Annotated in this window: 19 protein-coding genes; 13 read left to right on the top strand and 6 right to left on the bottom strand. The window is 65.7% G+C overall.

Going from position 1 to position 23,856, the window contains the following annotated elements; genetic code table 11:
• Positions 1–313: 313 nt before the first annotated feature.
• The gene (locus tag G0P99_RS24235) at positions 314–1,111 is read right to left on the bottom strand and encodes a sulfite exporter TauE/SafE family protein (RefSeq protein ID WP_164133073.1); all 798 of its coding nucleotides are present in this window, start codon (positions 1,109–1,111) and stop codon (positions 314–316) included.
• A gap of 99 nt (positions 1,112–1,210) precedes the next feature.
• On the opposite strand from G0P99_RS24235, the gene dnaE reads away from it, so the two are divergent.
• From dnaE to G0P99_RS24220, 3 genes are read left to right on the top strand one after another with little or no spacing between them, the layout of a single operon-like run.
• Positions 1,211–4,711, top strand: a complete 3,501-nt coding sequence (gene dnaE, locus G0P99_RS24230; RefSeq protein ID WP_164133072.1) for a DNA polymerase III subunit alpha — start codon at positions 1,211–1,213, stop codon at positions 4,709–4,711.
• A gap of 55 nt (positions 4,712–4,766) precedes the next feature.
• Complete coding sequence (locus tag G0P99_RS24225) at positions 4,767–4,982, top strand: hypothetical protein (protein ID WP_164133071.1); 216 nt, start codon at positions 4,767–4,769, stop codon at positions 4,980–4,982.
• 33 nt (positions 4,983–5,015) lie between these two features.
• Positions 5,016–5,384, top strand: coding sequence for a hypothetical protein (locus G0P99_RS24220; protein ID WP_164133070.1), 369 nt, complete (start codon positions 5,016–5,018; stop codon positions 5,382–5,384).
• Between the two features lie 55 nt (positions 5,385–5,439).
• Here the strand turns inward: G0P99_RS24220 and G0P99_RS24215 are convergent, their stop codons facing one another.
• Together G0P99_RS24215 and G0P99_RS24210 are read right to left on the bottom strand one after the other, a co-directional pair.
• The gene (locus G0P99_RS24215; RefSeq protein WP_164133069.1) at positions 5,440–7,842 is read right to left on the bottom strand and encodes a YbcC family protein; all 2,403 of its coding nucleotides are present in this window, start codon (positions 7,840–7,842) and stop codon (positions 5,440–5,442) included.
• Positions 7,843–7,858: 16 nt separating this feature from the next.
• On the bottom strand, positions 7,859–9,409 hold the full coding sequence (locus G0P99_RS24210) for a proton-conducting transporter membrane subunit (RefSeq protein WP_164133068.1): 1,551 nt from the start codon (positions 9,407–9,409) through the stop codon (positions 7,859–7,861).
• A gap of 112 nt (positions 9,410–9,521) precedes the next feature.
• Here G0P99_RS24210 and G0P99_RS24205 point away from each other — a divergent pair, with 112 nt between their 5' ends.
• Positions 9,522–10,412, top strand: a complete 891-nt coding sequence (locus tag G0P99_RS24205; RefSeq protein ID WP_164133067.1) for a LysR family transcriptional regulator — start codon at positions 9,522–9,524, stop codon at positions 10,410–10,412.
• 93 nt (positions 10,413–10,505) lie between these two features.
• On the opposite strand, the gene G0P99_RS24200 is transcribed toward G0P99_RS24205, so the two are convergent.
• Positions 10,506–10,700 (bottom strand): SlyX family protein, encoded by a 195-nt coding sequence (locus G0P99_RS24200; protein WP_164133066.1) that lies wholly within the window; start codon positions 10,698–10,700, stop codon positions 10,506–10,508.
• A 100-nt stretch (positions 10,701–10,800) separates the two neighbouring features.
• On the opposite strand from G0P99_RS24200, the gene G0P99_RS24195 reads away from it, so the two are divergent.
• The 4 genes from G0P99_RS24195 to hisG all read left to right on the top strand — a co-directional run bounded on the left by G0P99_RS24195 (position 10,801) and on the right by hisG (position 14,975).
• Positions 10,801–11,604, top strand: a complete 804-nt coding sequence (locus G0P99_RS24195) for a crotonase/enoyl-CoA hydratase family protein (RefSeq protein ID WP_164133065.1) — start codon at positions 10,801–10,803, stop codon at positions 11,602–11,604.
• Between the two features lie 109 nt (positions 11,605–11,713).
• Entirely contained in the window at positions 11,714–13,201 is a 1,488-nt protein-coding gene (gene hisS, locus G0P99_RS24190; protein WP_164133064.1) for a histidine--tRNA ligase, read from the top strand.
• Positions 13,198–14,286 (top strand): ATP phosphoribosyltransferase regulatory subunit, encoded by a 1,089-nt coding sequence (locus G0P99_RS24185; protein ID WP_164133063.1) that lies wholly within the window; start codon positions 13,198–13,200, stop codon positions 14,284–14,286. The genes hisS and G0P99_RS24185 overlap by 4 nt, the downstream gene beginning before the upstream one ends.
• On the top strand, positions 14,283–14,975 hold the full coding sequence (gene hisG / locus G0P99_RS24180; RefSeq protein ID WP_164133062.1) for an ATP phosphoribosyltransferase: 693 nt from the start codon (positions 14,283–14,285) through the stop codon (positions 14,973–14,975). Before G0P99_RS24185 ends, hisG begins: the two co-directional genes overlap by 4 nt.
• 93 nt (positions 14,976–15,068) lie before the next feature.
• On the opposite strand, the gene G0P99_RS24175 is transcribed toward hisG, so the two are convergent.
• The gene (locus G0P99_RS24175) at positions 15,069–17,561 is read right to left on the bottom strand and encodes an adenosylcobalamin-dependent ribonucleoside-diphosphate reductase (RefSeq protein ID WP_164133061.1); all 2,493 of its coding nucleotides are present in this window, start codon (positions 17,559–17,561) and stop codon (positions 15,069–15,071) included.
• Positions 17,562–17,691: 130 nt separating this feature from the next.
• Here G0P99_RS24175 and G0P99_RS24170 point away from each other — a divergent pair, with 130 nt between their 5' ends.
• Positions 17,692–18,123, top strand: coding sequence for a DUF1489 domain-containing protein (locus G0P99_RS24170; protein WP_164133060.1), 432 nt, complete (start codon positions 17,692–17,694; stop codon positions 18,121–18,123).
• Between the two features lie 3 nt (positions 18,124–18,126).
• Here G0P99_RS24170 and G0P99_RS24165 read toward each other — a convergent pair whose 3' ends face one another.
• Entirely contained in the window at positions 18,127–18,999 is an 873-nt protein-coding gene (locus G0P99_RS24165; protein WP_164133059.1) for a LysR family transcriptional regulator, read from the bottom strand.
• 102 nt (positions 19,000–19,101) lie between these two features.
• On the opposite strand from G0P99_RS24165, the gene G0P99_RS24160 reads away from it, so the two are divergent.
• From G0P99_RS24160 to G0P99_RS24145, 4 genes are read left to right on the top strand one after another with little or no spacing between them, the layout of a single operon-like run.
• Complete coding sequence (locus G0P99_RS24160) at positions 19,102–20,553, top strand: aldehyde dehydrogenase family protein (RefSeq protein ID WP_164133058.1); 1,452 nt, start codon at positions 19,102–19,104, stop codon at positions 20,551–20,553.
• The gene (locus tag G0P99_RS24155) at positions 20,550–21,530 is read left to right on the top strand and encodes a membrane dipeptidase (protein ID WP_164133057.1); all 981 of its coding nucleotides are present in this window, start codon (positions 20,550–20,552) and stop codon (positions 21,528–21,530) included. The genes G0P99_RS24160 and G0P99_RS24155 overlap by 4 nt, the downstream gene beginning before the upstream one ends.
• Before the next feature lie 4 nt (positions 21,531–21,534).
• On the top strand, positions 21,535–23,223 hold the full coding sequence (locus tag G0P99_RS24150; RefSeq protein WP_164133056.1) for a hypothetical protein: 1,689 nt from the start codon (positions 21,535–21,537) through the stop codon (positions 23,221–23,223).
• Entirely contained in the window at positions 23,220–23,852 is a 633-nt protein-coding gene (locus G0P99_RS24145) for a DUF3726 domain-containing protein (RefSeq protein WP_164133055.1), read from the top strand. Before G0P99_RS24150 ends, G0P99_RS24145 begins: the two co-directional genes overlap by 4 nt.
• Positions 23,853–23,856: the final 4 nt, after the last annotated feature.

Here is a 23,856-nt window from a genome sequence, read left to right as displayed (position 1 = left end):
TGTGAAACCCGTCGCCTTACCCTGTTGGCCCATCGGTGCCCTCCTTCGATGCGACGTAGAAGAAGAGGCGGGCTGTGTTATGGCAAAAGGTTAGAAACGCGAGCGGCCATCTGGCAAGAAAAACTCATTCTGCGCTGCAACATTTTTGCGTTGTCCGTCGCGGGTTTGAAAAGATGCCTGAAAAATACTCCAACTGAATCAACGGTCTGCCCCTGCGGCCCGGACGCGGGTTTGAAAGACCTTCAGGTTTTAACGAATAATCGCAAGCGGCCTTTTGGCGAACGGGTGGTAGTCTGCGGCCCGTCCTGCCGCCTCAGAGCAGCGAGGCCAGCCGTTGCAGGCCGATCCCGATCGCCAGCACTCCAACCGCCACCGTCAGGGGCCGCCGCGGCGCGATGGCCGCCAGCCGGCCGCCCACCAGCGCGGCAGGCACGCCGCCGGCCACCAGTCCAGCCACGGGCAGCAACACCTCGTGCAGGTCGCGCCCGGTGCCCCATCGGCCCAGATGGTACCCGGCCATCAGCGCCAGGAACACCGTCAGGCTGACCACCAGCTCGGCCAGCGCCGAGGACCCGATGGCGCGGCGCGGCTCGTGGCCCGCGCTGATCAGCCCGCTGGTCACCACCGGTCCCCAGCTGCCGCCGATCCCCTCGATCAGCCCGCCGGTGGCCCCCAGCGCCGAGATCCGTCCGGTCGCCAACAGGCGCGGCGCCCGCCCCGACAGCCCGCGCCACAGGATCAGCCCGCCGATCAGCAAGAGGTATCCGCCGATGATCACCGTCAGCACCGGCCGTTTCAGCTCGCCCAAAATCAGCGCGCCGATGATGCCGCCCGCCGCCCCGGCCAGCGCCAGGCGCCCAAACAGCGCCTTGTCGATATTGCCGTTGAGCGCATGGGAAATCCCCGCCACGATGCCGGTCGGCACCTTGGCCGCGTTGACACTGGCGGACACCAGCGGCGGCGGCACACCTTGGGCCAAAAGCACCGAGGCCGAGATGACACCGAACCCCATGCCCAGGGCACTGTCTGCAAGCTGCGCGATAAAGCCCACAAGGGCGAAGGTCAGGAACAGGTCCAAGGGCGACTCGGGGGAAAAGAGCCTGGTTGCCATCTCGCTAAGCTATTCCCGGGCGTCCCGCAATCGGGGTTTTCGCCGGGGTCGTCACATCCCCCGTGGCGCCCCTGATCCGGATCGCCTATCGTCTCTGGCATGAGCAGTACCCCCCGATTCATCCACCTCCGCCTGCATACCGAATACTCGCTTCTCGAAGGCGCGATCCGGCTCAAGAAACTGCCCGCGCTTTGCGAGAAGATGGGCATGCCGGCGGTGGCGGTCACCGATACCAACAACCTCTTTGCCGCGCTGGAATTCTCGGTTTCGGCCAGCGGCGCGGGCATCCAGCCGATCATCGGCTGCCAGGTCTCGCTGGCCTATGTCACGCCGATGCCGGGGGAAAAGCCGAAGCCGCCTGCCGGGATCGTTCTGCTGGCCCAGTCCGAGGCGGGGTACGAGAACCTGATGAAGCTCAACAGCTGCCTTTACATCGACAAGGGCGGGCAGCTGCCGCAGGTCACGCTGGACGAGCTTGCCGCCCATTCCGAAGGGCTGATCTGTCTCAGCGGCGGGCCCGACGGGCCGGTGGGGCGGCTTTTGCAGCAGGGTCAGCGCCCGGCGGCCGAGGCGCTGGTGGACCAGCTGGCGGGGATGTTCCCCGACCGCCTCTATATCGAGCTGCAACGCCACCCGGGCGAGGGTGGCGCGCCCGAGGCCGAGCGCCTGACGGAACGCGGCCATGTCGAGATGGCCTATGCCAAGGGCCTGCCGCTGGTGGCCACCAACGATGTCTATTTCCCCAGCTCAGACATGTACGAGGCGCATGATGCGCTGATCTGCATCGCCGAGGGCGCCTATGTCGATCAGCAGCAGGGCCGCCGCCGCCTGACCGCGCAGCATTACCTGAAATCGCCGCAGGAGATGGCGACTCTCTTTGCCGATCTGCCCGAGGCGGTCGAGAACACCGTCGAGATCGCCCGCCGCTGCGCCTTCATGGCCTACAAGCGCGCGCCGATCCTGCCGAAGTTCGCCGATGACGAGGTGCAGGAACTGCGCCGCCAGGCCAACGCGGGCTTGCAGGCCCGTCTTGCGGTGATCCCGCATGCGGTCAGCGCCGAGGATTACCAGAAACGGCTCGATTTCGAGCTCGACATCATCGAGGGCATGGGCTTTCCCGGTTACTTCCTGATCGTGGCCGATTTCATCAAATGGGCCAAGGATCATGATATTCCGGTGGGGCCGGGGCGGGGCTCGGGCGCGGGCTCGCTGGTGGCCTATGCGCTGACCATCACCGACCTCGACCCGCTGCGTTACAGCCTGCTCTTCGAACGCTTCCTGAACCCCGAACGGGTCTCGATGCCCGACTTCGACATCGACTTCTGCATGGACCGGCGCGAAGAGGTGATCCGCTACGTGCAGGAGAAATACGGCCGCGACAAGGTGGGCCAGATCATCACCTTCGGTGCGCTTCTGTCCAAGGCCGCCGTGCGCGACATCGGCCGGGTGTTGCAGATGCCCTATGGCCAGGTGGATCGCCTCTCCAAGATGATCCCGGTCGAAGGCGTGAAACCCGTCAGCATCGAAAAGGCGTTGGCCGACGAGCCGCGCCTGCGCGATGCCGCGCGCGAGGAAGAGGTGGTCGACCGCCTGTTGACCTATGGCCAGCAGGTCGAAGGGCTGCTCCGGAACGCCTCGACCCATGCTGCCGGTGTGGTGATCGGCGACCGGCCCCTTGATGCGCTGGTGCCGCTCTACCAGGATCCGCGCTCGGACATGCCGGCCACCCAGTTCAACATGAAATGGGTGGAACAGGCGGGGCTGGTGAAATTCGACTTTCTCGGCCTGAAAACCCTGACCGTGATCCAGAACGCGATGGATCTGATCTTCAAATCGGGCCGCCCGCTGCATATGGCCGCAGACGGGCGCCAGCTCTATGATCCCGCCGAGGGGGCCGAGAACCAGATCAACGCCATCCCGCTGGATGACGAGCCCACCTATAAACTCTATTCCGCCGCCAAGACCGTCGCCGTGTTCCAGGTGGAAAGTTCGGGCATGATGGATGCGCTCAAGCGCATGAAACCCACCTGTATCGAGGATATCGTGGCCCTTGTGGCGCTCTACCGCCCCGGGCCCATGGAGAACATCCCGGTCTATTGCGAGGTCAAGAACGGCGTCCGCGATCTGGCTTCGATCCACCCCTCGATCGACTTCATCCTCGAAGAAACACAAGGCATCATCGTCTATCAGGAACAGGTGATGCAGATCGCCCAGGTGATGGCGGGCTACAGCCTTGGCGGCGCCGACCTCTTGCGCCGCGCCATGGGCAAGAAGATCGCCGAGGAAATGGCCAAGGAACGCCCCAAGTTCATCCAAGGGGCCACCGCCAATGGCGTGACCAAGGAAAAGGCGGGCGAGGTCTTCGACCTGCTGGAAAAATTCGCCAACTACGGCTTCAACAAATCCCACGCCGCCGCCTATGCCGTGGTCAGCTACCAGACCGCCTGGCTCAAGGCCAACCACCCGGTCGAGTTCATGGCGGGCGTCATGAACTGCGATATCCACCTCACCGACAAGCTGGCGGTCTATTTCGAAGAGGTCCGCAAGGGGTTGGGTCTGCCTTACGTGCCGCCCTGCGTGAACCGCAGCCAGGCCACGTTCGACGTGGTGAACGGAGAGCTCGTCTATGCGCTGGGCGCGCTCAAGAACGTGGGCGTCGAGGCGATGCGCCTGGTGGTCGAGGGCAGGGGACAGAAACCCTTCGTCAACCTCTTCGACGTGGCCCGCCGGGTCGATCTGAAAAAGGTCGGCAAACGTCCGCTGGAAATGCTCGCGCGCGCCGGGGCCTTTGACCAGCTCGACCCCAACCGCCGCCGGGTGTTTGAAAGCATCGAGGCGCTCAGCGCCTATTCCGCCGCCATCCATGACCAGAAAGCCTCGAACCAGGTCTCGCTCTTTGGCGAGGCGGGCGATGACCTGCCCGAACCGCGCCTGGCCGCCGTTCCCGACTGGCTGCCCGCCGAGCGCCTGTCGGAGGAGTTCAAGGCGATCGGCTTCTACCTCTCGGGCCACCCGCTCGACGATTACATGCCCGCGCTGAAACGCCGGGGCGTGCTGACGCTGGACGAGGTCACCGAACAGGCCCGTTCAGGCCCGGTTCTGGCCAAGATGGCGGGCGTTGTCGCCGGGCGGCAGGAACGCAAATCCGCCCGTGGCAACCGCTTCGCCTTTGCCCAGATGTCCGACCCCACCGGCGCCTTCGAGGTGACGCTCTTCTCCGAGGTGCTGGAGAAAAGCCGCGACTATCTCGAAACCGGCGCCCATGTGGTGCTGACCGCCGAGGCGACGATGGAGGCCGACCAGTTGAAACTGCTCGCCCGCTCGGTCGGCCCCGCCGATACCGTGGTGGCCGAAGCGGGTGCCACCGGCCTGCGCGTCTTCATGGACGATGCCAGCGCCGTGGCCACCGTCGCCCATATCCTGGCCGAGGCGGCGCAGGCCGCCCGCAATGCCGCCCGCGGCCCGATCCAGCTCTGCCTGATGGACCCGGGCCTGCCCGGCGAGGTCGAGATGGACCTGGGCCAGGACTTCCCGCTGAACCCCCAGATCAAGGGCGCGATCAAGTCGCTCGACGGGGTGCTGGACGTCGAGGAGATCTGAGGCGATACTTCCCCTGTCTCCGTTTTTCGTCAGAACTCTTGAAGGGAGGACAGACATGACAGGCAATCCTCGTTTTTACCTGACCGCCGCGCTGGCATTTGCCCTGGGCCTTGCCGCGATTGCGCCCGGCGCGGCGCTTGCCGACAAGAAAACCGACCGTGCCATAAAGGGGGCCCTGATCGGCGCCGGGGTCGGGGCACTGGTCGGCGACAGCAAGACCGCCGCCGCGGGCGCGGTTGTCGGCGCCATCGTCGGCGCCAACAAGAAATGACACACCCACGCGATATCCAGTCGGGAGGCCGGGATGTTTGACACAAGACATTGGATCGCCGCACTTGCCGCGACCTGCCTGTTCACCACCGCCGCGCGGGCGGATGAAGAGGCCGAGAAGATGGTGCAGGACGCGCTCGACGTGATGTACCACACCTGCCAGTCGGTCATCGACGAGGCAGACGGGGACGAGGCCTATGTCCTCGACGTGGTGTCGAAGATGGTGGCGCTGTCGCTCTACAATCGCGAGATCGACATCACCGCCTACTCCACCTCGGAGGAGGACAAGACCCGCCTGCGCGAAGCCTTCGTCGCCGCGCTGGGCGAAGGATGCCAGTCAGACCAGAACGCGCTTTTGGGCGGGGTAGTCGATACGGCGGTGAAATCCACGCTGGGGCTGTAACGGCCAGACGCGCGGCGGCGGGGGACTTGCCGCCGCGCGGGGGCAATTGGCCGCCTTATTCGGCGGCGATTGCCCGATCCTCTTGTGCCTCAGGTGCAAAGGGCACCCAGGTCAGATCACTGTCATAGCGCCAGGCCAGCTTGCCCGTATCGTCCATCGCGATCAGGTGCAGCCAGCCATTGTCAAAGAGCGCCCTGACCCCGGGGTGCCGCCGCAATACGTCGGTCATCGGCGCGCGCGGCGCCTCGATCACCACCGACAGGCGCAGGGCCTCGTGCTGGAACCCTTCGCCGTCATGCACCGACTGCCACGGCAGGCCCGGGCGCGGCGCGCCGCCGTTGCCCTCCAGCACTCCGATACCGCCCACCACGTTATGAAGCAGCTTGTTGCCGCCGCCGAACAGGACAGGGGCCACGGTCGAGCCGTAATATTGCAGGCTGATCCAGCTTGCCACCACCACCGGCGCGGTCAGGATCAGCTCCAGCACGCCAAAGCCTTCGTCGCGGCGCCAGTCATAGCTGTGCAGAAACGCCTGTCCCGCCAGCCCGGTGCCTTCGGTCCGGTGCCGGGGGGCGGCGACAAAGGCACGGCAGCCCGCCAGCCCCCATTCAGGGCGCAGCTCGGCCCAGTCCTGCGCCCGCCGTGCAATATCCGCCCCGCCCTTTGCGCGCGGCAGCCGGGCGGCGCGCTCGGCGCGTGCCAGTTGCCCGGCCTGCTCCAGCCAGGCCCTGAGCCGCGCGATATCCGCCGCCCAATCGCCTGACGGCAGGTCCTGATCGAACAGCGTCACCCGGTCGGTTGTCGTATGGTGCAGCGCGGCCAGGAACACCGTGTCGGCGGGGATCTCGACCCCCTCCGCCCGCAGCCCCTCGCGCACGCCCGCGTCGTTCAGCAGCCCGGCCAGCAGCCGCGCGTTCACATCGCCCGCGTAACCGCCACAGGCCCCGCACTGCAAAGCGCTTTCATGCGGGTTGTTGGTGACATCGGCGCCATGACCCGCAACCATCACCACCCGCGCGAACCCGCTTGTCAGCGACATCGCGCCCAGCACAGTCCGTGCCATGGCAACCCGTGCCTCGGGGCCAATCGCTGGGTCGAGCTGCGGCGCCGGATCGGCCTTGGCCACCTTGCCCAGCCCCAGTGCATCGCGCACCAGCTTGCCGGCATAGACCGGCCCCGTCGCCTCGACAAAGGCAAAGGACGACACCGCCGCCAGCTTGAACCGGCCCCAGGCCCGCCCGGCCCGTGCGGTATATCGGCGCCCCAGGTCCACCTCGCCGGGTTCCACCGCCTGCGACTGCACCCCGGGCCGCAGCAGCACCGGCCCCCGCGTCTCGACCACGTCCGACCCGACCGCCCTATGCGCGCTGGCCAGGCCAAAGAACCCGGCAAAGCCGATGGTCTCTATGCCTGCGTCCTGTGCCTCCAGCGCCCGGCGGAACACTTCGGACCGCACGTCGATGCAGAACGCGGCCTGCACCGCAGGCCGTTCCTGCCGGATCGCTGCCGCGCCGCCCTCCAGCGTCTCGGCCAGCCTGCGCTGCGCCGCCCGCTCACTGGCCTCCTGCCAGACCGCGTCGATGGCCATGTCCCGCGTGGGCGTCACCGGCACCTCATGCGCGGCCACCGCCTTGGCCCAGCGATCCGCGATCTGAGCGCCGTAAAGCCCCATCAACGCCTCGTCGAACACCATCCGGATCGCCAGCAGCTCGGTCACCGTGTTGTCGGTCGCCCCTTCCAGCTCGGCCTGCCACAGCAGGTAGCGGGCATATTGCGCCCAACCGCCCAGCGTCATCAACCAGCGGTGAAAGGCTGTGCCAGAGGCCGCTGTGCTCAGCCCCAGCGCCTCGCTCGCCCGTCCGATTGCCCGCCAATGCGACCGGTTGGTCGCCGCGACAAAGGCACCGAACCCAGTCAGCCCGTGAATCTCGGGCGTCAGGTCACGGCTGGCAAACTCGCGCCATGCACTGAACGCCCCGCCGGTCCGCCCCGGCTGCCACAGCGCCTGTCCTTCATCGAAATGGCTGGCCGCCCAGACCCCGATCCGGTCCTCGATCAGACCGGGCCAGTCGACGCCCGACACCTCGGCGGCCAGATCGGCCACCGTGGGCAGCGCCTCGGGCTGCGCGGCCTGCGTCTCCACCGCCGCCACCACCTCGGCCAGCGTAAGCCGCCCGAACCGGGCCGACCGCAGCGCCGCCGCCAGATCGCTCTCCAATATCTCGCCTGCCGAGAACTTCTCGGCCCAGACCGCCCGCTCGGGCATGATCCGGGCGCCGGCCACCCGCGCCAGCCGCGCGGCACTCACTGCCAGCGGCTCGTCCGACTGGCCCAGAAAGGGGTTGACCGCGACGCTCGCCGACAACGGGAACAGCGGCGGGATCGCGCGCGCGGCGCCATTGGCCTCGGACACCAGTTCCAAAAGCGGGGCGGGCAGGGTTTCAAGCTTTGCAAACATCTCTCTCGTCTCCAGGTCAGGCAGGGGTCCGCTTCGACCAGCCGTCCAGCAGCCGGTCAAAGATCGCATTGGCATAAAGTCCGTTCGACAGGTGCACCCGGATACCGGCGGCCGCCGGATGCATGGCCCAGAGCGGGAAGGTCGCCTGCGCCACCGCAACCACGCCGAAACTGATCAGCGCCAGCACGATCAGCGCCCATTCCAGCGGCCCCGGTGCGGGCACCGGCGGCAGTGTCCCGGCGGTAAGGTGCAGCGCCACAAGTTGCAGAACGAAGTAGCTGACCGAGGTGACCGAGGCATAGATCACCATCCGCCGGGTCAGCGCACCGGGCGCTGCATCGGCAAACCCCTGCGCCAGCAGATAGGCCACGCCAAAGATCAGGATCACGCCCAGCGCAATGGCCTGCACCGACTTGCCGTCAAAGCCGATGACCAGCCCCACCAGCCCGTAAATCGCGATGCCGATGACAAAGGCCTGCACCACGTTGCGCGCACTTGGCACCGCCACCGGGCCGGGCCGACGGATCGCGGCCACGTTGCGCACCGCTTCGCCCGCGCTCAAAAAGGCATGCGCCTTGTACAGCGAATGCGCCACGATATGCAGCAGCGCCAGCGGGAACAGCGCCAGACCGCATTGCATGATCATGAAGGCCATCTGCGCGATGGTCGACCACGCCAGCGAGGTCTTGACCGCCGGTTGCGTCAGCATCACCAGCCCGCCAAACAGCGCCGTCAGCCCGCCCAGCATCACCAGCACCGCCATCACGCCCGGTGCCGTCAGCATCACATCGGCCATCCGGATCAGCAGGAACCCCCCGGCATTGATCACGCCCGCATGCAGCAGGGCCGAGACCGGCGTCGGCGCCTCCATCACCTCGGTCAGCCAGCCATGTACCGGGAACTGGGCCGAGGCGAGAGCCGCCGCCAGCGCCAGCAGCGCCGCTGCCGCCAGCGTTGCCCAGCCGGGCGTGGCCGTGTCCAGAATCGTGGCGATATCCGTCGTGCCATAGGCCGCGATCAACAGCATCACCGCACCCGCCAGCGCCACCTCGCTCAGCCGTGCAACGACAGCTTTCTTGCGCGCCGCGCGCTGGGCGGTGGTGCGCTCGGGATAGAACAGCAAGAGTCGGCCCAGCACCAGGCTGGTCGCCGTCCAGGCCGCCAGCATCTGCACCAGGTTGCCGGACATAACCAGCAGCAGGACCGCGGCCAGAATGGCCGCCATCCCGCCGGTAAAGGCGCCCTGCCGCGCCTCGCCATCCATGTAGGTGGCGCTATAGCGCAGGACGATCCAGCCGATAAAACTGACCAGAACCAGCATCGTGGCGCTGACCGCATCCAGCCGCACCGACAGCCCGATCCCCCAGATCCCGATCAGGCCCGAGGTGCCCGGCCCGTTCAAAACCAGAAACAGCGCCGCGACAACGGCCACCGCAAATCCGGCCAGCGCCGCGCTCTCGGCCAGTTTCGGCAAGCGTCCCGGGCGCAGGCCCGGCGTGCGGCGCGCCTGAACAACAACCGCCAGCAACAGCAGCGGACTCAAGAGAGGCAGATACAGATACCACATGGCAATTCCCTTCGATCCTTGCGGGCACAGCCCTTTGCACTGGACCTAGGCCATCATAAGAATTAATAAAAATTCATTGTTTGCAGGGAAACGTTCATTTAAATAGAACGATATGCCTCTCAATTATCATCACCTGCGCTATTTCTGGGCCGTCGCCCATGACGGCAACCTGACCCGCACTGCCGAGCGTCTGAACCTGTCGCAATCGGCCCTCTCGGTGCAGATCAAGCAGCTCGAAGACCGTCTGGGCCACGCCCTGTTCGAGCGGCGCGGCCGCCAGCTGCACCTGACCGAGGCCGGGCGCATTGCGCTCGACCATGCCGATGCGATCTTCGCCACCGGGCAGGAACTGGTGGCGACGCTTCAGGAAACCGGCCGCACCCGCCGGGCGCTGCGGGTGGGCGCACAAGCCACGCTGTCGCGCAACTTCCAGATCGGCTTTCTACGCCCGATCCTCGGCCGCGAGGATGTCGAGGTCATCCTGCGCTCCGGCAGCCCCACCGAACTGCTCGAAGGTCTGGGCACCCTGAACCTCGACATGGTTCTGATGAACCGCGAACCGCCCGACGACAGCCTGACGCCTTACGAGACCCACCATGTCGCCGAACAGGCGGTCAGCATCGTCGGCACGCCCGACCGGCTCGACCCCGACCGCCCGATCAAGGCGCTGCTGGCGGAACAACCCTTCATCCTGCCCACCACCGACAGCACCCTGCGCACCGCCTTCGACGCCATGGCCAGCCGGATGGGGGTGCGGCCACAGGTGGTGGCCGAGGTCGATGACATGGCGATGATGCGCCTGCTGGCACGCGAGGATATCGGGCTGGCGCTGGTCGCCCCCATCGTGGTCCGGGACGAACTCACCTCGGGTCGTCTGGTCGAGGCGCGGGCGCACCCGCGCATCCGCGAGACCTTCTTCGCCGTCACCCAGCGGCGGCGGTTCCCGAACCCGCTGGTGCAGGAGTTGCTGACCCGTAACGCCAGTCCGGAGTTAATGGCCTGAGCGGCGCGGTACCCGCGCCCGCACACCTGTACAAAACGGTCAAACCGTCCCCGAGAGCGGGCACAAAACGGTTAATTCGACGTACCAAACGCCTCAGTAATGCGGCGGGCGCTCATCGCCCAGGATGACCCCGCCACTACCTTCGGCGACCCTTTCGGCCTCGCGCCGCATCAGCATTTCGACCCGCCGCGCCAACCGGTCGATCTCGTCGTGCTGCCGCGCCACGATATCGCTCAACTCGTCCACCGTACGGGTCAGATGCGCGATACGCTCTTCCAGATGCTGCATGTCGTCCTGTCCTTCCGCGGCCTCTCTCCCCCATACAGGCGCAACGTCAGTCTTGCCAGCCCCACGGGCGCGACCGCACTCTGATGGGGGAGGATCATCCATGACCATCACCATCGACCATACCGACGGTATCACCACCATAACCATCAACCGGCCACAGGCGCGCAATGCTGTGGACCCCGCCACCGCCCGCGCGCTCTATCAGGCGTTTCTCGATTTCGAGGCTGACGCGGCGCAGCGCGTCGCCATCCTGACCGGGGCTGGGGGCTATTTCTGCGCCGGGTTCGATCTCAAGGCGGCAGGGTCCGGGAATGCGGATAACTGGTTGGGATCGCTCGATATTCCTGAGGTCTGGTCCGATCCGGTGACCGATCCCCGGCCCGGTCCGATGGGGCCGTCCCGGCTGTTGCTGTCGAAACCGGTGATCGCCGCGATCGAAGGTCCAGCGGTCGCAGGCGGCATGGAACTGGCCGCCTGGTGCGACCTGCGAGTGATGGCCCGGGGCGCGGTCACCGGCGTGTTCTGCCGTCGCTGGGGCGTGCCGCTGATCGACGGCGGCACCGTGCGCCTGCCGCGTATTCTGGGGCAGGGGCGGGCAAGCGACCTGATCCTAACCGGCCGCGCGGTCGAGGCGGACGAGGCGCTGGCCCTGGGCTTTGCCAACCGCACCTGCCCGCAGGGCGCGGCACTGGACACCGCCCGCGATCTCGCCCGCGACCTGACCCGGTTCCCGCAGGCCTGCATGCTGGCCGATCACCTGTCTTCGCGCATGGACCCCGCCGCGCTGGCCACAGCGCTGCGTCGCGAATGGCGCTCTACCGCCACCTTTGCCGCCGAAGGCCGCAGCGGCGCCGCCCGCTTCGCTGCCGGCAAGGGCCGCTCGGGCAGCTTTGCCGATATCTGAAAACAGCTTAAAAACATGGGTTTTTTCGCCTGCGGCTGTACTGCGCCTTGCCCCGGGGCGGGCCATGGGCTAGACCGCGCGCGGAACAGAACGCCCAAGGACTCCCACCATGGCCAAGCCCAAGAAAACGCCCCGCCCCAAGGCCGAAACGCCCAAAGGGTTCCGCGACTATTTCGGCGCCGAGGTGACGCAGCGGACCGAGATGCTGCGCACCATCGCGGGGGTCTATCATCGCTACGGCTTTGAGGCGCTGGAATCGAGCGCGGTCGAGACGGTCGAGGCGCTGGGCAAGTTCCTGCCCGATGTCGACCGCCCCAATGAAGGCGTCTTTGCCTGGCAGGAATCCGAGGAGGACGGCGCGGGCGACTGGATGGCGCTGCGCTATGACCTGACGGCGCCGCTGGCGCGCGTCTATGCCCAGCACCGCAACGACCTACCGACGCCCTATCGCCGCTACGCGATGGGGCCCGTGTGGCGCAACGAAAAACCCGGCCCGGGCCGATATCGTCAGTTTTATCAATGCGATGCGGATACCGTCGGCAGCGCCTCGATGGCCGCCGATGCGGAAATCTGCGCCATGCTCAGCGACACGCTGGAGACCGTCGGCATCCCGCGCGGCGACTATGTGGTGCGGGTGAACAACCGCAAGGTTCTGAACGGCGTGTTGGAAACCATGGGTCTGGCTGATGAGGGTCAGCGCGACGCGGTGCTGCGGACCATCGACAAATTCGACAAGGTCGGCGCCGACGGCGTGCGCGAGTTGTTGGGCAAAGGACGGCTCGACGCCTCGGGCGCGTTCATCGACGGTGTCGGTCTGAGCGACGATCAGGCAGGGCCGGTGCTGGCTTTCCTGACCTCCAAGGGCGAGGATGCAGCCGCCACCGTGACCAATCTGCGCGCGGCAGTGGGCGCCTCCCAGATCGGGGTACAGGGGATCAACGAGTTGGACCAGATCGGCGATCTGCTGGCGGCGGGCGGCTACGGCCCCGATCGGATCGTCATCGACCCTTCGGTCGTGCGCGGTCTTGGGTATTACACCGGGCCGGTTTACGAGGCCGAGCTAACCTTTGAAATATTTGACGAAAAAGGCCGCAAGCGGCAGTTCGGCTCTGTCTCGGGCGGCGGCCGTTATGACGACCTGGTCAAGCGGTTTACCGGCCAGGAAGTCCCGGCAACCGGTGTTTCCATCGGCGTTGACCGCCTGCTTGCCGCCCTGCGCGAGAAGGGCCGCATTCAGGCCGTGGAACATGGCCCCGTCGTGGTGACGGTGATGGATCGCGATCGCATGGCGGATTACCAGGCGATGGTGGCCGAGCTGCGCAATGCCGGGATTCGGGCCGAGGTTTACCTCGGCAACCCCAAGAACTTCGGCAACCAGCTCAAATATGCCGACAAGCGTAACTCGCCAGTGGCCGTGATCGAAGGTGGCGACGAGAAAGCCAATGGCGTGGTGCAGATCAAGGACTTGATTCTGGGCGCGCAGATCGCCGCCAATGCGACGCTGGAAGAGTGGAAGGAACGCCCCAGCCAATACGAGGTGGCGCGCGGCGACCTGGTGGCCAAGGTGCGCGAGATTTTGGCGGGGCAGGCGGGATGATCACCCGCGCCCGTATTCTGGAGCAGGCCGCGCAGCTGCGCGCTCGGTTCGAGGCGGCAGGCGCGCAGACGGTGGAAACGCCGATCCTGCAACCGGCCGAAACCCTGCTCGACCTTTATGGCGAGGATATCCGTGCCCGCGCCTATATCACCTCGGACGCGCTGAGGGGCGAGCAGATGCTGCGCCCGGACTTCACTGTACCAGTTGTACAAAAGCACATGGAACACGGCGCCGAACCCGCCCGTTACACCTATGCGGGTGAGGTGTTCCGGCGGCAGGAACACGACCCCGACCGCGCCAATGAGTACATTCAGGTGGGATACGAGGTATTCGACCGCACCAACCCCGCCGCCGCCGATGCCGAGGTGTTCGCCCTGATCGCCCAGGCGCTCGACGGTCTGGCGCTGCGCGCGGCCACCGGCGATATTGGTATCCTGATGGCCGCCGTGGCCGGGCTGAAGACCACCGAACCTCGCAAGGCGGCGTTGATGCGTCATATCTGGCGCCCGCGCCGGTTTCGGGCGCTGCTCGACCGCTACGCTGGTCGCGCGCCGGTGCCACCCGCGCGTGCCGCGCTGCTCAAGGCCGCTGATCCGCTGGCCGGCGGCGCCCCCGAGATCGGCAAGCGCGACCGCGCCGATGTCGAGGCGCGGATCGCCGTGCTGCGTGCGGATGCCGCCGCCGCACCCATTTCGGACAATGAAATGGCCGGGCTCGACGCGCTGTTATCGGTGCGCGAGACGATGCCCTATGCGCTGGAGCATCTGCGCGATATCGCGGTGGACCTGCCGCAGATCACCCCGGCGCTCGACCGGCTGGAGGCGCGCATCGCCGCCCTGCGGGCGCGCGGGATCGACGTGGACCGGCTCGATTTCGAGGCCTCCTATGGGCGCACCTCGATGGAATATTACGACGGCTTCGTCTTTGGTTTCTATGCCGAGCGGCGGCCCGACCTGCCGCCCATCGCGACCGGTGGGCGCTATGACGCGCTGACCCGTCGGCTGGGCAACGGCGCCGAGATCCCCGCCGTGGGCGGCGTGCTGCGCCCGGGCCTGATGCTGCTGCTTGCGGAGGCCGAGACATGAGCCTGAAGCTTGGGGTGCCGTCCAAGGGGCGGCTGATGGAAAAGACCTTTGCCTGGTTCGACAAGCGCGGCATCACGCTCAGCCGCACCGGGTCGGACCGCGAATATGCCGGTCGCGTCGATGGGATCGAGGGCGTGTCGCTGGTGCTGCTCTCGGCGGGGGAAATCCCACGTGAACTGGCGGCGGGGCGCATCCATCTGGGCGTTACCGGCACCGATCTGGTGCATGAGAAACTGCCGCTCTGGGATCAGCAACTGGAGGAGGTGGCGCCGCTGGGGTTTGGCCAGGCCGACCTGATCATCGCGGTACCCGCCTGCTGGGCGGATGTGGACACGCTCGATGATCTCGACGCGGCGGCCGCGGGGTTCCGGGCGCGGCATGGGCACCGCCTGCGCATCGCCACCAAGTATCACCGGCTGGTGCGCGAATTCCTGACCGGCGCGGGGGTGGCCGATTATACGCTGGTCGACAGCCAGGGCGCGACCGAGGGCACGGTCAAGAACGAGACCGCCGAGGCGATTGCCGATATCACCTCGACCGGCGAGACCCTGCGCGCCAATCATTTGAAGATTCTCAGTGACGGGCTGATCCTGCGCAGTCAGGCGACGCTCTGGCGCAGCCGGGTGGCGCCGATGGATGCGGTTGAAAAGAGCGCTCTGGATCAGTTTTTGCAGCGTTTGTCGCAATAGGGGGCGCTGCCCCGGAGCGTATTCAACCAGAAAGAAGCGCGCGCGATCAGGCTTCTTTCTGGTCACAAATACTCCGGCATGCCGGATGACATCCTAGCCGCACTTGGAATGGCCGCAGCTGCGGCAGGTCATGCAGCCTTCGACCATCTGCATGTCGAACTGGCCGCAGCTGGGGCAGGCCTTGCCACGCGGAGCATCGCCGTTCACGACCTGCGCCTGCGGGTCCGATTTCAGGCCCATGCCCTCGCCTTCGAGAAAGCCGATGGCGATCAGGTGCTGTTCGATCACCCCTCCGATGGCCGCCAGGATCGAGGGGATGTATTTGCCCTTGACCCAGGCACCGCCGCGCGGGTCGAAGACGGCCTTCAGCTCTTCGACAACAAAGCTGATATCGCCGCCGCGCCGGAACACCGCCGAAATCATCCGGGTCAGTGCCACGGTCCAGGCGAAATGCTCCATGTTCTTGGAATTTATGAACACCTCGAACGGGCGGCGGTGGCCGTTGATGATGATGTCGTTGATGGTGATGTAGAGCGCATGCTCGCTGTCGGGCCACTTGATCTTGTAGGTGTTGCCTTCGAGATGTTCGGGCCGGTCCAGCGGCTCGGACATATAGATGACGTCGCCATGGGGTGTCATCGGTTCGGCATCGGATTTGGCAACGACGGTGGGGGCGGCTTTCTTCAGCAAGAATTCGTCTACGCCTAGACCAAACACTTTCGCTATCGCGACAGCATTTTCAGCGCTTGTCGAAGAACTCTCTCTCCCAAGCAACTTGTTTAGAACGTCGCGCGAAACGCCTGACAACTTTGAAACCTCTGAGATCTTCTTGCCGCTGGCTTCCATGCGGTTTTTCAGGGCAACTCCAAAACTGGAGTACTTTTCGGAGTTCTCAGCCACACTCAACACACTCCCCGTCACATCGTTGGGCCGATAGGTGGTGCAGCCCTTGCAGCCCAGATCCCAGGCCTGCATGTAGACATCCTTGAAATCGTCGAACGAGATGTCCTCGGGGCAGTTGATGGTTTTGGAGATCGAGCTGTCGATCCATTTCTGCGCCGCCGCCTGCATCCGCACGTGATCGGCGGGCGCCAGCGTCTGGGCGTTGACGAAATAGTCGGGCAGGGGTGTGTCGCCGAACTTGTCGCGCCACATCTGCACGGCGTAATCGACCACCTCTTCCTCGGTCCGGCTGCCGTCCTTTTGCAGCACCTTGCGGGTATAGGCATAGGCAAAGACCGGTTCGATCCCCGACGACACGTTGCCGGCATAAAGCGAGATTGTTCCGGTGGGCGCGATCGAGGTCAGAAGCGCGTTGCGGATGCCATGGGTGCGGATCGCAGCGCGCACATCCTCGTCCATGGCTCGCATGGTGCCCGAGGCCAGGTATTTCTCGGCGTCAAACAGGGGGAAGGCGCCTTTTTCCTTGGCCAGCTCGACGGAGGCGAGATAGGCGGCGCGGGCGATGGCGTGCAGCCAGTCCTCGGTCTGCTTGGCCGCCTCGTCGCTGCCATAGCGCAGGCCCAGCATCAAGAGCGCATCGGCCAGTCCGGTCACGCCCAAACCGATCCGGCGCTTGTTCTGCGCTTCGGCGGCCTGTTCGGGCAGCGGGAATTTCGAGGCATCGACCACGTTGTCCATCATCCGTACGGCGGTGGCGACCAGCTCTTGCAGCGCCTCGGGGTCCAGCGCTGCCTCGGCCTCGAACGGGGCCTTGACCAGCCGCGCCAGGTTGATCGAACCCAACAGGCAGGCGCCATAGGGGGGCAGGGGCTGTTCACCACAGGGGTTGGTGGCGGCGATGGTCTCGACATAGTTCAGGTTGTTGGCCGCGTTGATGCGGTCGATGAAGATCACGCCCGGTTCGGCATAATCATAGGTGGCCTGCATGATCTTGTTCCACAGGGCGCGCGCCTCGACCGTGTGATAGATCTTGCCGTCGAATTGCAGCTCCCACGAGCCATCGGCCTTGACCGCCTCCATGAAGGCATCGGTGACCAGCACCGACATGTTGAACATGCGCAGGCGGGCGGGGTCGGATTTGGCGGCGATGAACTGTTCGATATCGGGATGGTCGCAGCGCATGGTCGCCATCATCGCGCCGCGGCGGGAACCGGCGGACATGATGGTGCGGCACATGGCATCCCAGACATCCATGAAGCTAAGCGGCCCCGAGGCATCGGCGGCCACGCCTTTGACATCGGCGCCGCGCGGGCGGATGGTCGAGAAGTCGTATCCGATGCCACCGCCCTGCTGCATGGTCAGCGCCGCCTCTTTCAGCATCTCGAAGATGCCGCCCATGCTGTCGGGGATCGTGCCCATGACAAAGCAGTTGAACAGCGTCACCCGACGCGCGGTGCCCGCTCCGGCGGTGATGCGCCCGGCGGGGAGATATTTGAAATCCTCCAGCGCGGTATAGAATTCCTGTTCCCAGTGCCGGGGATCCTTCTCGACCTGCGCCAGAGCGCGGGCGATCCGGCGCCAGCTGTCCTCGACCGTCTGGTCGATCGGGGTGCCGTCCGCCTGTTTGAAACGGTATTTCATGTCCCAAATCTGCTCGGCGATGGGGGCGGCGAAACGGCTCATCGGATGATTCCCTCGTGCTGGAAGAGGTATCCAGCTTAAACCAAATGTGAGGTGCGCCACAACAGCTTGATGCCGGAGCGGGGTGAGCTACAATATCAAGGTGGCCTTGGGACGACTCTGTGGGAAAGCTGTGGATAACTACGTCAACTTGATCAAGCTCAGCGTCGGTTCGGAAAGCGTCGACAGCCTGGCCGAATGGCAGGCGACGCGGCGGGCTCAGACGCCGGACGGGTTGCCGCGCCATGTCACCCGCATGTGGCCGAAACGCGAGGCCGAGATCCTGGCGGGCGGGTCGATCTATTGGGTGATCAAGGGGTTGATCCAGTGCCGCCAGCGGGTGTTACGGATGGACGAGGTCACCGGACAGGATGGCACCCGACATTGTGCGCTGGTGCTCGACCCCGAAATGCACCGCACCCACAGCACCCAGAAACGCCCGTTTCAGGGCTGGCGCTATCTGAACCCCGCAGACACGCCGCCCGATCTGCCCAAGGGGCGCGCGCAGGACGATGCGTTGCCCGAGGATCTGAACCGGGCCTTGGCCGAGATCGGGGTGATCTGAGCCTCAGCCTGTCCAGGGGCTGTGGCGCAGGATTTCGGCGAATTCCTCGACCAGCTGCGGAAACTGGGTCCGGGTGTGGATCAAGAGTGACACGCTGCGCTGCTCCTCCAGCCCGGCGATGGGGCGGAACGCCAGCTCTTTCGGCTGCACCTGCGCGACCGAGCGCGGCAGGATCGTCACCCATTTCCCCGTGCGCACCATCGCCAGCAACGAATGGGTGTTGTGCACGGTGATCCGGGCGCGGGGCAGGGCGGCGCTTATCTCGGGCGCCTCGATCAATGCGCACAGGTTGTTGCGGATGAAGCCCGAGGTAAGGATAGCTTCGATATCGGGCGGCTGCGGCTGTTGCGCCAGCGGGTGACCGGGTGCGCAGAGCAGGCCAAAGGCATCCTCGAACAGGATCTCGCTTGCGACCCCGTTCAGAACCGGCCGACCGGAGACAATGCCCAGATCGGCTTGCCCTTGCAGCATCGCGTCAACCACCCGGCCGCTGTCCATGTCGCGCAGCTCCAACTCGAGCGCGGGATGGCGTTGCATCATCGTCTCGATCGCGGCTGGCAGCGCCAGGCCCGAGGCCGAAGGGATCGAGGCCACCCGCAGCAGCCCCTGTGGCGCCCGCGCCGCCGCCTCGATCGCCTGCACGGTGTCATCGAATTGGCGCAACTGCTGTTGGGCAAAGCGGAACACTTCTTGCCCCAGCGGGGTCAGGCGGTTCTTGCGCTCGCTCTCGAACAGGCGCTGGCCCAGATGTTCCTCAAACTGTTTCAGGGTCATCGACAGGGCGGACTGGGTCCGACCCATGCGCATCGCGGCATCGGCCAGGTTGCCGGTCTGCGCGACCGTGCTGAAACAGCGTAGCATCTCGATCTTGATCATGATTTCAGAAATCCTGAAATTTCTTTAAGAAATTTAAGTTTGACCGATGTCATGACCAAAGTCCACCATGCCCCAATTCATTCGAGGAACTGGGCCAGAGGCATGTCGGACACAAAACTCAATCTTATCGCGGGCGAATGGCTGGCGGGCGAAGCCGAAATCGAAAACCGCAACCCGTCGGACCTGAGCGATCTGGTTGGCATGTTCGCACAGGCCAGCGCCGATCAGCTTGATGCGACGCTGCAACAGGCCCGGCGCGCACAGGCGGAATGGGCGGCCTATGGGATGGAGCGCAAGCAGGCGGTGTTGATGTCCATCGGCACCGAACTGATGGCCCGGGCCGAGGAGTTGGGCACGCTGCTCAGCCGCGAAGAGGGCAAACCGCTTGCCGAGGGCAAGGGCGAGGTCTATCGCGCCGGTCAGTTCTTTACCTATTACGCCGCCGAATGCCTGCGCCAACTGGGCGAAAATGCCGACAGCGTGCGCCCGGGCGTCGAGATCGACGTGCGCCGCGAGGCGGTGGGCGTCGTTGCGGTGATCAGCCCGTGGAACTTTCCCACCGCCACCGCCTCGTGGAAGATCGCGCCCGCGCTTTGCTATGGCAATGCGGTGGTTTGGAAACCGGCCAATATCACCCCGGCCAGCGCCGTGGCGCTGACCGAGATCATCGCGCGCCAGGACATTCCCAAGGGCCTGTTCAGTCTGGTCATGGGGTCGGGACGCAGCATTGGTCAACGGCTGGTGGAAAGCCCGCTGGTCAACGCGATTTCCTTCACCGGCTCGGTGCCGGTGGGCAAGGGCATCGCCTCGGCCGCGATCCAGAACCTGACCAAGGTGCAGATGGAAATGGGGTCCAAGAACGCGCTGGCGGTGATGGATGATGCCGATCTGGATCTGGCGGTGACGCTGGCGCTGGGTGGCGCCTTTGGCGGCACCGGGCAGAAATGCACCGCAAGCTCGCGGCTGGTGGTCCATGCCGCCATCCACGACGCCTTTGTCGAGAAGCTGGTGGCAGGCACACAGGCCATGAAGGTGGGCCATGCGCTGGCCGAGGGCACCCAGATGGGCCCGGTGGTCAGCGCCCAGCAACTGGCCGAGAATCTCGCCTATGTCGATCTGGGCAAGTCCGAGGGCGCCGAACTTGCCTGCGGCGGGCAGCGGCTGGAGATGCCGCAGGACGGGTATTACATGTCGCCCGGCGTGTTCCTGAACACCACTAACACCATGCGCATCAACCGCGAAGAGATGTTCGCGCCGCTGACCAGCGTGATCAAGGTCGGCAGCTATGACGAGGCGCTGAGCGTGGTGAACGACACCAATTTCGGCCTGACCTCGGGCATCGTGACCCAGTCGCTGGCGCGCGCCACCCATTTCCGGCGTAACGCGCGTACCGGGGTGGTGACGGTGAACCTGCCGACCGCGGGCACTGATTACCATGTGCCTTTCGGGGGGCGCGGCGACAGCTCTTACGGGCCGCGTGAACAGGGCAAGGCGGCGGCCGAGTTCTATACCACGGTCAAGACGGCGTATATCAGCGCGGGGGCGCCACAATGAGCTATCGCATCGACGGCCTGCAATATGCCAACTGGTCGGAAAAGATTTTTCGCCAGCTGCGCGCGGGCAATGTCGATGCGGTGCATGTCACCATCGCTTATCACGAGAGCTTTCGTGAGACGGTCCTGAATTTCGAGAAATGGAACCGCTGGTTCGAGCAATACCCCGATCTGATCATGAAGGGGCAATGGGCCGGCGATATCGACATCGCGCGCGAGACCGGGCGCACCGCGATCTTTTTCGGATTTCAGAACCCCAGCCCGATCGAGGACGACATCGGGCTGGTCGAGATCCTGCACACGCTGGGCGCGCGCTTCATGCAGCTGACCTATAACAACCAGTCGCTGCTGGCGACCGGTTGCTACGAGGCCGAGGATGCGGGTATCACCCGCATGGGCCGTCAGGTCATCAAAGAGATGAACCGGGTGGGGCTGGTGGTGGATATGAGCCACTCTGCCGACCGCTCGACCATCGAGGCCGCCGAGATCTCGGAGCGTCCCATCGCCATCACTCATGCCAACCCGCATGATTGGGCCCCGGCCCTGCGAAACAAGAAGGACGACGTGATCCGGGCGGTGACCGAAAACGGCGGCATGCTGGGCTTTTCGGTCTATCCCCATCACCTGAAGGACAAGTCCGGCTGCACGCTGGAAAGCTTCTGCGAGATGATCGCGCGCACTGCCGAGCGGTATGGCGTCGAGCATCTGGGGATCGGCACCGACCTGTGCCAGGACCAGCCCGACAGCGTGGTGGAATGGATGCGCACCGGGCGCTGGTCCAAGGAGATCGACTTTGGCGAAGGTTCCGCCAGCGCGCCGGGCTTTCCCCCGATGCCGCACTGGTTCCAGGACAATCGCGATTTTGGAAATATCGAGAACGGGTTACGCGCGACCGGCCTGAACAAGGACGAAGTGGCCGGGATCATGGGCGGGAACTGGTACAGGTTCTTTGCCCAGAACTTCGTCCCGCAAGGATAGAGAGATGGACACCGCCCCGAACAGGCAAATCCAGCGCAGGGATCCGGCAACAGTCATGCGGCTGTCACGGCTGGGTTCGCTGCATCAATGCCGCCTCAGCTTCATGCGCATCCTGACCCGGCGCATGGCGCGCGAGAACTGGAGCTTTTCGCGCCCCGTGTTCGGCATCGACGCGGCGGGCGTGGGGCATGCGGTCTATACCGCGCAGGGGCCCGACCGTGCCTATTCACTGGTGGCCTTTGCCCATGACCTGCCGCCCGAGATGCGTTCGGACCGGGTGATCGCCACCGCCTGGGATGCGACATTCACCCTGTTCGACGGCATCCCGACCGAGGATGATATCGCGCGGCTGTCGCAGAACGTGCCGCTGCAAGAGGCGGGCCGGGTCAGCGAAAGCGAGATATCGGTCAGCAGGGCTAACCGGTCGGTGCGGCTCTGGGCGCATGTGGTCGACGCGCTGGCCAGCGGGCAACAGCCCGACCGCGCCGAAATCGACAAGGTGGGCTATCTGATGCGCACCACCGCCGTCTATGGTTCGGGCAAACTGGGGGCGGCGGATCGTGAGCAGATTGCCGACCGCCCCGAGATGCAGGTGCCGTTCCAGGCCGAGATGCTGTCGGTCTATCTGACCCGTGTTTTCGTGCGTGATCTGGTGCAGCACATGGCGCGGGCCAAGGGTGGCGAAGGCGCGGTCGATCTGGACCCGGCGCTGGCCCGGCGGATGGGCATCGGCAACTCCACCGGTCTGGGCATGGCGCCCTATATCGTCAACCACCCGGTCCTGTTCAATAACTGGGTCATGGCCCGGGAAGAGGCGATTGCCCGCGTGCGCAGTGTCGCTACCGCCAGCCCCGACGCGGCCGCGCAATTTCGCCAGATGCTTCGGCGCAGCGAGGTGTCGCTGGGCCAGTGGCGCTCGGAGCACCCGATTCAACAGGCCAAGCTGGCCGATCTGCGCCGCGACATGGAGGTGCTCTCGCGCCATGTGGCGGGCGACGACCAGCTGAACGATCACCCCTGGGATCGGCTGATGCGCTGGGCCGAGGGCGCGCTCAGCGAGGAGGGGCAGGAACTGGTCGCCTCGCTGATCCTCGAACCCTATCCCGATCTGGTGGACGGTCTGGCCAGCTGCATGGCTGATGGCAATCCGGGTGCGTTTCGTATCGACGGAGCGATGCCGATTTCGGAGCTGCGCGCGCTGATCGCCGCCAGCTACGCCTGGGCCTTTGACCTGAACTGGACGGCGCCCGAAAACTGCGCCCGCGCCTGGTATGTCTCCGAGGAGAAGCTGGAGCCGCGTCTGGGCGAGCGGTTCGACGAGCCGATTGCCGAGTACGAACAGCCGCTGGCCCCGGCCCGCGATGCGGCGGCGGCACATGCCGCGCTGGCCAGTTGGGAGGGCTCCCGTCCGGTGGCCGAGTTCCTGCTGGCCCATCCCGAACACCGCCACACCGTGCGCCGTGCCCAGATGAGCCGATTGGCCCCTTATGGCGAGATCCACGACAACACGATCAGCGCCTCGGTGCTGCCCATCGACATGTTGCGGGCAAAGTTGGCCTTCTTTGGCGCCATCCATTTCGATCCCCGTTCGGACCGCTGGGTGCGGATCTGCATGTATGCGGGTGCGCCATACCCCGAGGAACTCTCGCCCGAGACGGCGGATGACTGGGTTTACCCGGAGGTGCCGGCATGAGCTTTTCCCTCAACGAGATCGAGGCCACCGCCAAGCGTGCTGCGCGCGGCGCGGGCTATCCCTGGGGCCTTGCGGAAGAGGCGGCCAAGGCGACCCGCTGGCTCGCCGCCCATGATCTGGATGCCTGTGCCGAGCTGGCCGGGCTGCTGACCCGGATCGACAGGGTGTCGCTTGCCGATCTTTCTCCTGACACTAACGGCGCGACCTGGGTCGCGTCGGGCGGAATGCTCTGCCCGCTGGCGGCTGGCGCGGCGCTGTCTGACCGCGCGGCAGAGCTGTCCGATGCAGGGTTCCGGCTGCAACAAGTGGCCCGGCCCGCGCTGCTGATGCCCTTTGCCGCGCTGATCGCGCAACAGATCGGCCGCCCGGTCACCCTGCGCTGGGAGGGCGGCGGTGCCGTCACCGATGGCGCGGCGCTCGACCTTTCCGGCACGGCGCCGGAGCTTGCGCCTCTGGTCGAGGTGACACCAGGCGGCGAGATCGGCTCTGCAACGCCGATCCGCAGCCGCGCCCAGCCTGCACCCGAGGCCTGGGCCACCCTGAACCGCCTTGCCCATCGCACCTATGCCCCCGCAACCGAGGAATCCCGGTTAAAGGGCGCGGGCGCGGGGCTTTCCGACAATGACTGAAGCG

It is taken from the genome of Ruegeria sp. PrR005, from assembly GCF_010500245.1.
Taxonomy (GTDB): domain Bacteria; phylum Pseudomonadota; class Alphaproteobacteria; order Rhodobacterales; family Rhodobacteraceae; genus Ruegeria_B; species Ruegeria_B marisflavi.
Note: the sequence above shows the minus strand (reverse complement) of the source record. Positions and strands in the feature narration are given on the sequence as shown.

What these genes read in the sequence shown, in the direction of transcription:
- G0P99_RS24205 (WP_164133067.1), top strand. Translation starts at nt 9,522, where the DNA reads ATGCCTCTCAATTATCATCACCTGCGCTATTTCTGGGCCGTCGCCCAT.
- G0P99_RS24175 (WP_164133061.1), bottom strand. Translation starts at nt 17,561, where the DNA reads ATGAGCCGTTTCGCCGCCCCCATCGCCGAGCAGATTTGGGACATGAAA.
- G0P99_RS24145 (WP_164133055.1), top strand. Translation starts at nt 23,220, where the DNA reads ATGAGCTTTTCCCTCAACGAGATCGAGGCCACCGCCAAGCGTGCTGCG.
- G0P99_RS24210 (WP_164133068.1), bottom strand. Translation starts at nt 9,409, where the DNA reads ATGTGGTATCTGTATCTGCCTCTCTTGAGTCCGCTGCTGTTGCTGGCG.
- dnaE (WP_164133072.1), top strand. Translation starts at nt 1,211, where the DNA reads ATGAGCAGTACCCCCCGATTCATCCACCTCCGCCTGCATACCGAATAC.
- G0P99_RS24215 (WP_164133069.1), bottom strand. Translation starts at nt 7,842, where the DNA reads ATGTTTGCAAAGCTTGAAACCCTGCCCGCCCCGCTTTTGGAACTGGTG.
- G0P99_RS24160 (WP_164133058.1), top strand. Translation starts at nt 19,102, where the DNA reads ATGTCGGACACAAAACTCAATCTTATCGCGGGCGAATGGCTGGCGGGC.
- G0P99_RS24185 (WP_164133063.1), top strand. Translation starts at nt 13,198, where the DNA reads ATGATCACCCGCGCCCGTATTCTGGAGCAGGCCGCGCAGCTGCGCGCT.
- G0P99_RS24155 (WP_164133057.1), top strand. Translation starts at nt 20,550, where the DNA reads ATGAGCTATCGCATCGACGGCCTGCAATATGCCAACTGGTCGGAAAAG.
- G0P99_RS24225 (WP_164133071.1), top strand. Translation starts at nt 4,767, where the DNA reads ATGACAGGCAATCCTCGTTTTTACCTGACCGCCGCGCTGGCATTTGCC.
- G0P99_RS24165 (WP_164133059.1), bottom strand. Translation starts at nt 18,999, where the DNA reads ATGATCAAGATCGAGATGCTACGCTGTTTCAGCACGGTCGCGCAGACC.
- G0P99_RS24195 (WP_164133065.1), top strand. Translation starts at nt 10,801, where the DNA reads ATGACCATCACCATCGACCATACCGACGGTATCACCACCATAACCATC.
- hisS (WP_164133064.1), top strand. Translation starts at nt 11,714, where the DNA reads ATGGCCAAGCCCAAGAAAACGCCCCGCCCCAAGGCCGAAACGCCCAAA.
- hisG (WP_164133062.1), top strand. Translation starts at nt 14,283, where the DNA reads ATGAGCCTGAAGCTTGGGGTGCCGTCCAAGGGGCGGCTGATGGAAAAG.
- G0P99_RS24150 (WP_164133056.1), top strand. Translation starts at nt 21,535, where the DNA reads ATGGACACCGCCCCGAACAGGCAAATCCAGCGCAGGGATCCGGCAACA.
- G0P99_RS24200 (WP_164133066.1), bottom strand. Translation starts at nt 10,700, where the DNA reads ATGCAGCATCTGGAAGAGCGTATCGCGCATCTGACCCGTACGGTGGAC.
- G0P99_RS24235 (WP_164133073.1), bottom strand. Translation starts at nt 1,111, where the DNA reads ATGGCAACCAGGCTCTTTTCCCCCGAGTCGCCCTTGGACCTGTTCCTG.
- G0P99_RS24220 (WP_164133070.1), top strand. Translation starts at nt 5,016, where the DNA reads ATGTTTGACACAAGACATTGGATCGCCGCACTTGCCGCGACCTGCCTG.